Genomic DNA, 12,595 nt, shown 5'->3' on the forward strand with positions numbered 1-12,595 from the left:
GATGATCTCAATCGCAATTGACGGGCCGGCGGGCGCCGGCAAAAGCACCATCGCGCGGGCAATTGCCCGTGAGCTGGGCTATATCTATGTGGACACAGGCGCACTTTACCGCGCCATTGGGCTGTTCGCGACGGCCAACGGCGCGAACACCGCCGACGCCGGGCAGGTGGCAAGGCTGCTTTCGGGTGTGAAGGTGGAGCTGCGGTTTGTGAAGGACGAGCAGCGGGTGTTCCTGAATGGATACGACGTTTCGGAGGATATCCGCCGGCCTGAAATCTCAATGGCCGCGAGCAATGTCAGCGCCATTCCGGAGGTGCGCACCTTCCTGTTTGCTTTGCAGCGCAATATGGCCCAGGAGCACAATGTGGTCATGGACGGCCGGGATATCGGAACGGTTGTGCTGCCGCAGGCGCAGATCAAGATCTATCTGACCGCTTCGCCGGAGGAACGCGCGCAGCGGCGGTACGAGGAGCTCATCGCAAAAGGGCATCAGGTGGATTACGAGAAGCTTCTTGAAGAGGTGAAGCTGCGCGACCACAACGACATGACCCGTCCGATCGCACCGCTCAAACAGGCGGAGGATGCCGTTCGTGTGGAAACCGACGGCTGCACGCTGGAAGAAGCGGTTTCGAAAATGATGAAGGTCGTGAAGGAGAAGCTGAAAGATGCTGTATAAAATCGGCTGGTGCGCCTGCATGGCGCTGATCCGCATCCTGTTTGGCGTCCGCGTCACCGGCAGGGAAAATATTCCGAAAGATCAGGGCTATATCCTTGTCGCGAATCACCGCAGCAATTTTGACCCGCTTTTTGTGGCGGTGGGGATTCATAAGCAGGTCCTCTATATGGCGAAGGCAGAACTTTTCCGCAACAAGCTGCTTGGATGTCTGCTCAAAGGCTTGGGCGCGTTTCCGGTTGAACGCGGAAAAGGCGATTCGGGCGCGATTGAATGGGCGGAGGAACTCATCCGGGAGGGACGGGTGCTTGGGATGTTCCCGGAGGGCACCCGCTCGAAAGACGGGAAGCTGCAGCGTCCGCGTTCGGGCGCCGCGCTCATTGCGATGCAGACCGGCGCGGATGTGCTGCCATGCGCGGTCTGCTACGGCGACAGGCTCGGGTTTCGCACCAAAGTGACCATCTGCTACGGGGAGCTTATCAAAAACGAACGGTTCGGTTTTACGCCGGGAGTCAATTCACCGCGGGAACTCAAGGATGCAAGCCATCTGATCATGGATGAGATTGTCAAGCTGATGGAGGGGATCGTTTGAAGATACGGGTAGCGGATACGGCAGGATTCTGTTTCGGCGTGCAGCGCGCGGTTGACGCGGCTTTCGCCCAGGCGAAAAGCGGGGAGCCGACCTGCACGCTCGGGGAGATCATCCACAATCCGCAGATTGTGCGGCAGCTGTCGGAACTGGGAATCCATCCGATTGAGAAGCTTTCTGATAACACGGATGGAAAATGCGTCATCATCCGTTCGCATGGCGTGTCAAAAGAGGTGTATGAGGAGCTCTCGCGGATGGGCTGCCGGGTGATCGACGCGACCTGCCCGTTTGTGGAGAAAATCCACCGGATCGCGGCGGAATATTCCGGGGAAAATATTCTGCTGATCGCTGGGAATCCGGAGCATCCGGAAGTGAAGGGGATTGCTGGATTCTGTCATGGCAAGATGATTGCGTTTCGTTCCGCGCAGGAATTGGAGGAAAAGCTCCCAGAAATTAGGGAAAATTGCGATAAATCGTTTACATTGGTAGCACAAACTACTTTTTCCCTGCTGGAATGGGAAAAATGTGTAGAAAAACTAAAAAAGGTGTGTACAAAACTCAAGATTTTTGATACAATATGTATTGCTACGGAAAAACGCCAGTTGGAAGCAAAGCGTCTTGCGGCCGAAAGCGACGCCATGATTGTGGTGGGCGGACGCAACAGTTCAAATACCCTGAAGCTTGCGCAGATCTGTGAAAAGTGTTGCGATACTTTCTTAATTGAAGATGCGCGCGAACTGTATGATCTCCATCTGGGCGGTTATAATAGCATTGGTGTTACGGCCGGCGCGTCGACTCCGGCTTGCATAATTAAGGAGGTACATAGGACAATGAGTGAGATTTTAAAAGATCAGGACGAGCTTTCTTTTGAGGAGATGTTGGATCAATCCTTCAAAACAATATATAACAGGGAGAAGGTAACCGCGGTCGTTACAGGTCTTGCGCCGAATGAGATCTCAGTGGATATCGGTACGAAGCATGCCGGTTATGTGCCTCTTTCTGAGTTGACGGATGATCCGAACGCGAAGGTGGAAGACCTCGTCAAGGTCGGAGATGAAATGGAACTGCTCGTCGTCCGCGTAAACGACGTGGAAGGAACCGTAATGCTCTCGAAGAAACGCCTCGATGCGATCGCGGGCTTTGAAAAGGTGATGGGCGCCGCTGATACCGAGGAAATCCTTGAAGGTACGGTTGTGGAAGTCATTAAGGGCGGTATCCTTGTCCTGACCAATGGTGTCAAGGTCTTTATCCCGGCTTCTCAGGCAACTCTTTCCCGCAATGACAACCTGGAAGACCTGCTCAAGCAGAAGGTCCAGTTTAAGATTCTGGAAGTCAACCGCCAGCGCAAGCGTGCCGTTGGTTCGATCCGTGCCGTTCTGCGTGAGCAGAAAAAGGAGCTTGAGGACAAGTTCTGGCAGGAAGTCGAAGTCGGTAAACATTATACCGGCGTTGTAAAATCCCTCACCAGCTACGGTGCGTTCGTCAATCTGGGCGGCGTGGATGGCATGGTGCATATTTCCGAACTGAGCTGGAACCGCATCAAACATCCGTCCGAGGTTGTAAACGTCGGTGACAGCATCGAAGTTTACATCAAGGATATTGATGCTGAAAATAAGAAGATTTCGCTTGGCTACAAGAAATCTGAGGATAATCCTTGGGAGATCATGAAAAACAAATATGATGTGGGAACCGTCTGCACCGTTAAGGTTGTTTCGATGACCCCGTTCGGCGCGTTTGCTCAGATCATTCCGGGTGTTGACGGTCTGATCCACATCAGCCAGATTTCCACCGAGCGGATCAATAAGCCTTCCGACGTGCTCGCAATCGGCCAGGAGGTCGAGGTGAAGATCACCGAGCTCGATACCGAGAAAAAGCGCGTCAGCCTTTCGATGCGCGCGCTGCTTGAAGAGGAAAAGAAAGCGCAGGAAGCCGCCGCTGAAGCGGATGTCCAAGCTGCTGAGGAAGCATCCGCGGTTGTGTATGAAGCCGGCCCGGACGGCGCCAAAGGCGAGGTCCCTGCCGAGGCTGAATAAGATGAAAAAGCCCTGCTCGAAAGAGCGGGGCTTTTTGCGTTTTGCAGTCGATGGGAATGCCTCCGGCGGCCCCATTTCTTGCTCGTGCAAGAAATGGGGGAAAGAACACGCGCGGGGACACCCCGCGACCCCGATCTACGGCCTAAGAGCCGCCGCTTTGCGGCGGTTGGCCTCCGAAATACTCGCTGCGGCTCGTAATGCGCGCCGTGAAGGCTGCCTTCGGCAGAAACGGCGCGCAATCTGCTTAGACAAAACGCGGTGTTCCGCGTTTGGCAGCCTGCTCGCCTGGCGGCGAAGCGCGCTTACGCGCGACGGCTGCTCACGGGGGCTTTCCGCCCCCGTGTCCCCCGGTAAAGAGTCGTCTGCGACGACCCGCCGCCTTTGGCGGCGGATTCGGGATAAGGAACGCGGGACGGGTTTTCGCAACCTTGCGAAAACCGGCTGCGCCGAAAGAGGACGAACGGATTGAAATGCGCTGCGCGCACAGCCTTTCTCGAAAGTTTGCGGGGGAATGGGGGCTGCGCCCCCATAGCTTGCGCCGCAGCGCCCCTTCAGGCGTTTTTTCGGTTCCTTTTTCAAGAAAAAAGGAACGAAAGGCGCGGCCACAGGCCGCGCCTTTTATTTCTTCCAGGGTTTATGGGACGGATCGTCGGTAATGCCAACAAGATAGTCAATACTTACATCGTGATAATAGGCAAGTTTTATCAAAATCGGAATGGGAATGTTCAGCTTTCCCAATTCATAGTCAGAATATGTGGTTTGGCCTATAGAAAGCTCATGGGCAAGTTCCCGCTGCTTAAGATCTTTATCTTCTCGAAGGGCCCGGATGCGGTCATACATTTTTATCACCTGAAATTATTATGCGTTACCGGAATGTCCGATATTGACTTTTAACGTATTTTCCGGTAAAATAAAGAAGAGGTGATCAAATGGACGAATTTAAAAAGCCCTATCTGAAGCTGTTCAATTCTGTCATGGACATTTCGGAGCGCCTGGAAGAACTTGCTAAGGAACAGATAAAGCTGGCGATGGAACTCAAGCTGGTCCAGCAGCAGGCGGAAGAAATTTATATCAGTCAAAATGAGGAAACCGGACGTTGAAACGTCCGGTTCCTTTTATATCGCGCAAATACAGCCGTTATTGTAATTTTCTGCAAAAAGTGGTACAATAAAAAATAGTCTGAAATTCTGTAACTACGGAGGAATACCAGGTGCCGATCAAACATTGGGATTTAAAACCCGGCGACGACGCGGCTGCGGGACAGCTTGCAAAGGAACTCAAGCTGCCGCTCATTGTTGCGCGGGTGCTTTTCGGCAGGGGATACGACACGGCGGAAAAGATGGCCGGATTTTTCCAGCAGTCGGAACAATTTTTCGATCCGTTTCTGCTGAAAGATATGGACCGGGCGGTAACGCGTATCCGCCGGGCGATAGAGAACGGCGAGCGGATCGCCATTTACGGAGATTATGACTGTGACGGGATCATGGCCACCGTCCTGCTTTACAGCTATCTTGAATCAGTCGGGGCGGATATCTGTTATTACATCCCGCAGCGCGATAAGGAGGGCTATGGGCTCAATCTTGACGCATTAAAGCTGATCCGTGACGACGGTGTTGGGCTGGTTGTCACGGTGGATAACGGCATCACCGCCATCGGAGAGGTCGAATATGCCAGCTCCATTGGCCTTGATATCGTGATCACCGACCATCATAAACCGCGGGAAGTTCTTCCCGAAGCGGTTGCGGTGGTTGACCCGCACCGTCTTGACGATGAGAGCGGCTGTGATTATCTCGCGGGCGTGGGCGTGGCTTTCAAGCTGGTCTGTGCGCTCGAGGAGGACGACGGCGGCATGATGCTTGATCGTTACGGCGATATCGTCGCGGTGGCGACCATTGCGGATATCGTGCCGCTGGTGGGAGAAAACCGGCTGATTGTCCGGCGCGGCCTGCAGATCCTTCAAAATACCGACAACGAAGGTCTCGCGGCTCTGATCCGCGTCTGCGGCATGGCGGATAAATCCCTTTCCTGTGAACAGATCGCCTATGGGCTGGTGCCGCGGATCAATTCCGCGGGACGGTTTGACAGCGTGGACAGCGCGATCGAACTGTTTGTGGGCGAGGGCGAAGGGCTTGAGGAACTTGCAAGCGGCATCAATTCGCTCAATGAGCAACGCCGCGCGGTGGAGGATGAGATTGTCACCGAAATCCTGGCGCAGCTGGAAAACGACCCGCAGGCGCTTTCCCAGCGGGTTGTGGTAATCCACGGGGAGAACTGGCATCACGGGATCGTCGGCATTGTTGCGTCGCGGATGGTCGAACGGTTCGGAAAGCCGTGTATTGTGCTTTCGGTCGAAGGCGATACCGCGCGCGGCTCGGCCCGCAGCGTGGAGGGCTTCTCAATCATCGATGCAATCAATGCCTGTTCACAGTATCTGGTCCGCTACGGCGGGCATAATCAGGCGGCGGGACTCACGGTGCGCGGCGGAGAACTTGAGAACTTTATCGCGGCCATCAACGAATGGGCGGCGCAGAACTACCCTGAAATGCCACAGCAGACGATCCACATCGACTGTGAGGTTTCCCCGAACGAGCTTGAAGTGAAGGATATCCTGCCGCTCTCCCAGCTTGAACCGTTTGGTTCGGGCAATGAGCTTCCCGTTTTTGCAATCCGGAACTGCACTGTCCAGGGGATCTATCCCATCGGGGATGGAAAACATCTGCGGCTACGGTTTGCGGGGGACGGCACGGTTTTCTTTGCGGTCTATTTTGGAATGACCCAGAAAAATTTCCCTTATGCCGTGGGCGAAGTGGTCGACCTCGCGGTAACGGTGGATGTGAGTGAATGGAACGGGGAACAGCGGGTTTCCATCAAGGTGAAAGATATCCATCTCTCCGGGATGGATTATGATAAAATTCACCATTCGGAACAGGCGTACCAGCAGCTGATGCGCCGGGAAACCCCGGTGCTGCCCGGGCGGGAAGCGCTGGTTCCGGACCGGGACGATATTGCGGTTGTCTACCGTTACCTGCGCGCGAAAGGGAACCTTTCTGCGCCGGACGAAGTGATTTATGCAAAACTCAGCGGGAATATCTCCTGCCTTTGCAAGGTGAAAATTGCAATCGACGTATTGGACGAGATGCAGCTCATCACCCGCAGGCAGGCGGGCGGCGCGAATCAGTTTTCGGTTGTTCCGAACCCGGCCAGGGTGGATATCTCCCAATCCAGGATTCTAAAAAACCTGCGGTCCGAAAACATGGACCCTGCCTGTGAAACAGGCTGATTCCCAGCGACGGGAAAGCGATGCTGGTTGCGGGCAATCGCCCGTGATGGAGGAACGCGATGAAATATTATGTGATAGATGAACTTTTGGAGAGCATCCAAAAGAGCGGAAAAGGCTATGACCGGGAAAAGATCATGGCTGCCTATGAGCTTGCATACGCGGCGCACGAAGGGCAGTGCCGTGTTTCCGGCGAGCCGTATATCTCCCACCCGATCGCGGTGGCGATCATTCTGGTGGACCTTGGCATGGACAGCGAGTGTATCACGGCGGCGCTTTTGCACGACGTGGTCGAGGACACAGAGACATCGATCGAACAGGTGCAGAAGCAGTTCGGCGAGGATGTCGCGCTGCTTGTGAACGGCGTGACCAAACTGGGCAAGATCAGCTTCACCTCCCGGGAGGAACAGCAGGCCGAAAACGTCCGCAAGATGCTGCTCGCGATGGCGCAGGATGTGCGCGTCATTATTATAAAGCTGGCCGACCGGCTGCACAATATGCGCACCATCGAGGTTATGCCGGAACAGAAGCGCCGCGATAAGGCGCTTGAAACGATGGAGGTCTACGCGCCGCTGGCGCACAGGCTTGGTATCCGCGCGGTCAAGGAGGAACTTGAGGATATCTCGCTGCGCTACCTTGATCCGGTCGCCTACCATGAGATTGAAAGTATGCTTGACCTCAAGAAGGCCGATCGCCTGCATTTTCTGGAAAAGATCAAGCAAAAGATCCGCGAGCGCCTTGAGAGCGAATACAGCGACGTCTATATCGACGGCCGCGTCAAGAGTGTCTACGGCATCTACCGCAAGGTCTATATCCAGGGGAAATCCTTTGAGGAGATCTTTGACGTCTACGCGGTGCGCATCATCGTCGATTCGGTGTTCGAGTGCTATAATATCCTCGGCATCATCCACGACCTGTTCCGGCCGATCCCGAACCGGTTCAAGGACTATATCTCGACCCCGAAGCCGAATATGTACCAGTCGCTCCACACGACGGTGATCGACAAGGAAGCAATCCCGTTCGAGGTGCAGATCCGCACTTGGGATATGCACCACACGGCGGAATACGGCATCGCGGCGCACTGGAAATACAAGGCTGGCATCACCGGCCGTGACAAGCTCGAGGAGCGGCTCGCTTGGATCCGCCAGCTCATCGAGAACCAGAAGGAATCTGACGACGTGGAGGACATCGTCCGTTCGATCAAGAGCGACCTGTCGCCGGAGGAGGTCTATGTTTTCACCCCGAAGGGGGACGTCATCAGCCTGCCGGTCGGCTCGACCGTCATCGATTTCGCCTATGCCATCCACACCGCGGTCGGCAACCGGATGGTCGGCGCAAAGATCGACGGCCGGATGGTCGCGCTCGACACCGAGGTGAAAACCGGGCAGATCGTCGAAATTGTGACCACAAACGCCAAGGATCACGCGCCGAGCCGCGACTGGCTCAAGATCGTGCGCACTTCGGAAGCGCGCAACAAGATCCGCAACTGGTATAAAAAGGAGCGCCGCGAAGAAAACATCGTGCAGGGAAAAACCGAGCTCGAAAAGGAATTCCGACGCAACATGATCAATCTGCCAGAAGGCAAGGACAAAGAATTTCTCAGCATCATCGCCAAGAAACAGAAATTTGAAACAGTGGACGATTTCCTCGCGGCGATCGGGTACGGCGGCGTTCTGCTTTCAAAGATCATGCCGCGCGTCAAGGACGAATTTGTGCGGCAGTACCGCACAGCTGAGCCTGTGGACCCGACCGAGCGGGTGCTCACCAAGCAGCCGAAGAAGGGAAAGGGCGCCTCAAGCGGCGTAATTGTCGAAGGGCTGGACAGCTGCCTTGTGAAGTTTGCGCGCTGCTGCAACCCGCTGCCGGGGGACGAGATCATCGGTTTTGTCACACGGGGATTCGGTGTTTCGATCCACAAAAAGGACTGTCAGAACGTCCTTTCTTCGATCAGCGACCCAAATAACGCGGAGCGCTGGGTGAAGGCCGAATGGGCGATGGAATCGGCCAAAAAGGAGCATTTCAAGAGCACGATAGAAATTGTGACCGACGACCGCATCGGCGCGCTGGCCGATATTTCGGTGGCGCTTTCTTCGATGCGCATCTCTATTTCCACACTGATGGCGCGCGAGGTCAAACAGGGGATCAACATCGTGAGCGTGACCTTCACAGTCAGCGATATCGAACAGCTCAATTTCATTATCGGGCAGCTGCAGAAGATCCCGGGTGTGGAAAGCGTCACGAGGTCTGTGCAGTAACCTCCCTGAATAAACTTTTTAAAGGAGCTTTTATGAAAGCGGTATTGCAGCGTGTAAAAAGCGCGAAAGTGACCATCGCGGGAGAAACGGTGGGGGAGATCGGGCAGGGGCTCGCAATTCTGCTCGGCGTTGTGGACGGCGACGGCGTGGATGAGGCGGATTTTCTTGCGGAAAAAACAGCCAATCTGCGCATCTTTGAGGATGAAAACGGCAAGCTGAACCGTTCGCTCCTGGATATTGGCGGCGGGATGCTGGTGGTGTCGAATTTTACCCTCTGCGCCGATGCGCGGCATGGGCGGCGTCCGTCCTTCACCAACGCGGCCAGGCCTGAAACCGCCAATTCGCTTTATGAGCGGTTTGTGGCCGCGGCAAAGGATGCCGGCGCCGGCCTGGTACAGACCGGTTCTTTCGGGGCGGATATGCTCGTTTCGATCGAGAACGACGGCCCGGTGACCATCATTCTCGACACCAATGAGATCATGAAAAAATAAACGCATCCCATACGGACAGGAGGCATATGGATGAAACTTTATATCAAACCGGTCGGCCCGCTTGGGACCAACTGTTATATCGCAGCGGACGACAGCGGCAGATGCGCTGTGATCGACCCGGGCGCGCAGGCGGAAAAACTCATCTCATTCATCGAGGCAAAGGGCCTCACGCCGGAATATATTCTGTTCACCCATGGGCATCACGACCATATCGGCGCGGCGAAAGCGGTTGCGGAGAAATTCGGCTGTAAGCTGGCGATCGGGGAAAACGATGCGGAGCAGCTTGCCGACCCGGCGAAGAGCCTCGCACGCTCTCATGGCTTGGGCGGCGCATATGTGATGACCCCGGATGAGCTGCTGAAAGAGGGCGACGCCATCACAGTGGGTGAGCTGCGCTTTGAGGTTTTTGATACCCCGGGACATACCCGCGGTGGTGTGACCTACCGGTGCGGCGACCTGCTTTTCACCGGCGACACGCTGTTTTTGGAGGACATCGGCCGCGCCGACCTCTACGGCGGCGACTATGCGACCGAAATCCGTTCGGTTAAAAAGCTGGCGGCGCTCGACGGTGACTACCGGGTGCTGCCTGGCCATGGCCCGGAGAGCACCCTTTCCCACGAGCGTAAGTATAACCAGTACCTGCGGGAAACAATCGAATGATTCTGTATATTGAAAACCACACATTTGGTTACGAGCTGCAGCGGGTGGCACAGATGTTTTTCCCAGGTGAGAAGGTCACGGTGAGCGAAGGCGCGCCGCCCGCGGACGACCGGGACAGCCTCTGTACACGGCTTGCGGACGGCCTGCTCTTGGCCGAATGCCGCCGGTGGGGGCTTTCGGAGTTTGATGACCTGTCGCCGGCCGACCAGCCTGCGGATATTGAACACAAGTTCGGCGTGCTGCTTTACCAGATCCTTTCGCGGGCGACCGGCATCCGGCCGCAATGGGGCGTTCTGACCGGCATCCGACCGGTGAAACTGTTCCTATCGCGGATGGACGCGGGCATGGACGAAAAAGCGCTGCGCCGTCATTTCATTGACGGCTGCCTTCTGAGCGAAGAACGTTTTTCGCTCGCGCGGGAAACCGCGCTGGCCGAGCGGCCGCTGCTCGCGCGTTCGACGCCGGACAGCTTTTCGCTTTACGTCTCGATCCCGTTCTGCCCGACCCGGTGCGCTTACTGTTCATTCGTGTCCCACACGGTGGAAAAGGCCGCGAAGCTGATACCAGATTATGTGGACCGGCTCTGTGAAGAGCTGATCCATACGGCAAAGATCGCTTCCGACCTGCATCTCAAGCTGCGCACTGTCTATTTCGGCGGCGGCACGCCGACGACCCTTTCCGCCGCGCAGCTTGGACGGGTCATGGGCGTGATCGCGGATCACTTCGACCTGCGGGAGCTTTGGGAATACACGGTGGAGGCCGGCCGGCCGGATACGATCGATGCGGACAAGCTCTCGGTCATCAAGGCGGCGGGCGCGGATCGAATTAGCATCAACCCGCAGACTCTTTCGGATAAGGTGTTGGAGGCAATCGGCCGCAGACATTCCGCCGCCGAGGTGCGCGACGCCTTTGCGCTGGCGCGGAACTGTGGTTTTGACAATATCAACATGGATCTGATCGCGGGTTTGCCGTCTGATACGCCGGAAGGGTTCCGGGCAAGCCTCGACGGTGTGGCCGCGATGGAGCCGGAAAATGTCACAGTGCACACGCTGACTGTCAAACGCGCTGCGCGGCTGGCTTTTGAGGAGGCGAAAAGCGAGCTTATGCTTGTAGGCGGCATGGTGGATTATGCACGGCGAACGCTCGCGGCGGCAGGATATGGGCCGTATTACCTCTACCGGCAGACCGGGTCGCTTTCGAGCCTTGAAAACGTCGGGTACGCCAAGCCTGGCAGAGAAGGGCTCTACAATATCTATATCATGGACGAAACCCACACGGTCCTTGCGGTAGGGGCGGGTGCGTCGACCAAACTGCGCCATCCCATGACAGGGGAGATCGAGCGGATTTACAACTACAAATATCCCTATGAATACATCGCCCGGCCTGAAGCCGCGCGGGAACGCAAGGATCGGGTCCGCGCCTTTTATGGACAGGGCGGGATCTGACAGGATCTGTGATAAAAGTTTACATTTTGCAGGTCATCGGTCCCTTGTATTGGCAGATGCGGTAGGGTATAATGTAACTAGAAAAATAATGGGAGGTCAACATAGATGAGCGGATTTGACGAACTGTTTTTGAAAGCGAAAGAACTAGCCAATGTGGCCGGAAACAAGGCGCAGGAACTGACCGAACTGGCAAAGCTGCGGATGCAGGCCACCCAGCTCAAGTCGGATATTGACGCGAATTACCTGAAGCTCGGTGAAATTATCTATGAGCTCAATAAGGCGGGTGCGGAGAATGAGGAACTGATCGAGATGTGCATTGCGGAAATCACTGCGCAGCTTGAGGAACTCGAGGCGCTCAACGCAAAGATCGATGAGATGAAAAACGTTGTAAAATGTCCGAACTGCATGGCGGCAAATCCGATTGGCGCGATTTACTGCGCGCGGTGCGGCGCGGCCCTGAAGACGGAAGAGAAGGCGGAGGAGCCTGCCCAAGAGGAACAGCCCGCTCCGAAAACAGATGCGCAGGATACGTCCGGCGCGGAGGAATAAACCGCGGTTTGAAAAGCGAAAAAGGCTTCGTCCCATGGGACGAAGCCTTTTTGTATCAAAGAAAGTGTAAAACCTGCTCCCGCATAAAATCGATTAAATCGTCGGCATCCTGTTTTGATGGGCGTCCTTTTGCAATGCCGCCAATCAGCTTCCACGGCCCGAAGGTATCGTACCCCTTACATTGGAAGATCCCCAGGACCTGCAATCCCTTTTCACGCAGAGCCGCTTCAAATTTTGCGGCATATTTTTTCCCGCCGCTCCCGCTCGTATAGGCAAGGAAGGTTTTGGGGGGAAGAAACGGGTTTTGCGCCAGATAGGCATCGAGCGATTTATGGAAAGCGGACATGTAAATGCCGGATGCGAACCCGACTGCTTTGTAATGGGACAGATCCAGCGGGCAGTCCTGCGCGGCGTCATAGAGGTCGATTTCGAGCATCTGCGCGGCTTTTTCCAGCAGCTTTTTGGTGTTTCCGTGGTGGATCGATGCATAGACGATTGCAATATCAGCCATTTTTTCCTCCAGATCCGGATCTTCCGGCGGCATATTTGGGGTGCGGGATGGACGGGGCCAGGCCGGCGCCCTGCGGCTATGATACCACACCGTCCGCCGGTTTGCAAGGCAG

At 55.7% G+C, this 12,595-nt stretch carries 12 protein-coding genes; 10 read left to right on the plus strand and 2 right to left on the minus strand.

Annotation, left to right across the window (positions count from 1 at the left end; genetic code table 11):
* Position 1: 1 nt before the first annotated feature.
* The 3 genes from cmk to BN4275_RS13555 are packed head-to-tail and all read left to right on the plus strand — an operon-like array spanning position 2 to position 3,295.
* The gene (gene cmk, locus BN4275_RS13545; protein WP_066459201.1) at positions 2-676 is read left to right on the plus strand and encodes a (d)CMP kinase; all 675 of its coding nucleotides are present in this window, start codon (positions 2-4) and stop codon (positions 674-676) included.
* Positions 666-1,265 carry a lysophospholipid acyltransferase family protein gene (locus BN4275_RS13550; protein ID WP_066459203.1) on the plus strand — a complete coding sequence of 200 codons (600 nt, stop codon included), beginning with the start codon at positions 666-668 and terminating at the stop codon, positions 1,263-1,265. Before cmk ends, BN4275_RS13550 begins: the two co-directional genes overlap by 11 nt.
* Positions 1,262-3,295, plus strand: a complete 2,034-nt coding sequence (locus tag BN4275_RS13555; protein WP_066459209.1) for a bifunctional 4-hydroxy-3-methylbut-2-enyl diphosphate reductase/30S ribosomal protein S1 — start codon at positions 1,262-1,264, stop codon at positions 3,293-3,295. Before BN4275_RS13550 ends, BN4275_RS13555 begins: the two co-directional genes overlap by 4 nt.
* A 618-nt stretch (positions 3,296-3,913) precedes the next feature.
* Here BN4275_RS13555 and BN4275_RS17070 read toward each other — a convergent pair.
* A complete protein-coding gene (locus BN4275_RS17070; protein ID WP_079988279.1) occupies positions 3,914-4,135 on the minus strand; it encodes a helix-turn-helix domain-containing protein in 222 nt (73 codons plus the stop codon).
* An 89-nt stretch (positions 4,136-4,224) separates the two neighbouring features.
* Between BN4275_RS17070 and BN4275_RS17360 the strand changes: the two genes are divergently transcribed.
* The 7 genes from BN4275_RS17360 (at position 4,225) to BN4275_RS13590 (ending at position 11,972) form a co-directional block, all read left to right on the plus strand.
* Positions 4,225-4,395, plus strand: coding sequence for a hypothetical protein (locus BN4275_RS17360; RefSeq protein ID WP_154018887.1), 171 nt, complete (start codon positions 4,225-4,227; stop codon positions 4,393-4,395).
* 110 nt (positions 4,396-4,505) lie between these two features.
* Positions 4,506-6,575 (plus strand): single-stranded-DNA-specific exonuclease RecJ, encoded by a 2,070-nt coding sequence (gene recJ / locus BN4275_RS13565; RefSeq protein ID WP_066459213.1) that lies wholly within the window; start codon positions 4,506-4,508, stop codon positions 6,573-6,575.
* A 59-nt stretch (positions 6,576-6,634) separates the two neighbouring features.
* A complete protein-coding gene (locus BN4275_RS13570; RefSeq protein ID WP_066459215.1) occupies positions 6,635-8,827 on the plus strand; it encodes a RelA/SpoT family protein in 2,193 nt (730 codons plus the stop codon).
* A gap of 32 nt (positions 8,828-8,859) precedes the next feature.
* Positions 8,860-9,318: a D-aminoacyl-tRNA deacylase gene (gene dtd, locus BN4275_RS13575; protein WP_066459220.1), complete on the plus strand. Its 459-nt coding sequence runs from the start codon at positions 8,860-8,862 to the stop codon at positions 9,316-9,318.
* A gap of 30 nt (positions 9,319-9,348) precedes the next feature.
* A complete protein-coding gene (locus BN4275_RS13580) occupies positions 9,349-9,978 on the plus strand; it encodes an MBL fold metallo-hydrolase (RefSeq protein WP_066459221.1) in 630 nt (209 codons plus the stop codon).
* The gene (gene hemZ / locus BN4275_RS13585) at positions 9,975-11,423 is read left to right on the plus strand and encodes a coproporphyrinogen dehydrogenase HemZ (RefSeq protein WP_066459222.1); all 1,449 of its coding nucleotides are present in this window, start codon (positions 9,975-9,977) and stop codon (positions 11,421-11,423) included. The genes BN4275_RS13580 and hemZ overlap by 4 nt, the downstream gene beginning before the upstream one ends.
* 105 nt (positions 11,424-11,528) lie before the next feature.
* Complete coding sequence (locus BN4275_RS13590; protein WP_066459226.1) at positions 11,529-11,972, plus strand: zinc ribbon domain-containing protein; 444 nt, start codon at positions 11,529-11,531, stop codon at positions 11,970-11,972.
* 55 nt (positions 11,973-12,027) lie between these two features.
* On the opposite strand, the gene BN4275_RS13595 is transcribed toward BN4275_RS13590, so the two are convergent.
* Entirely contained in the window at positions 12,028-12,483 is a 456-nt protein-coding gene (locus BN4275_RS13595; RefSeq protein WP_066460439.1) for a flavodoxin domain-containing protein, read from the minus strand.
* Between the last annotated feature and the right edge of the window lie 112 nt (positions 12,484-12,595).

The sequence above is a fragment of the Anaerotruncus rubiinfantis genome, from assembly GCF_900078395.1.
Classification (GTDB): Bacteria; Bacillota; Clostridia; order Oscillospirales; family Ruminococcaceae; genus Anaerotruncus; species Anaerotruncus rubiinfantis.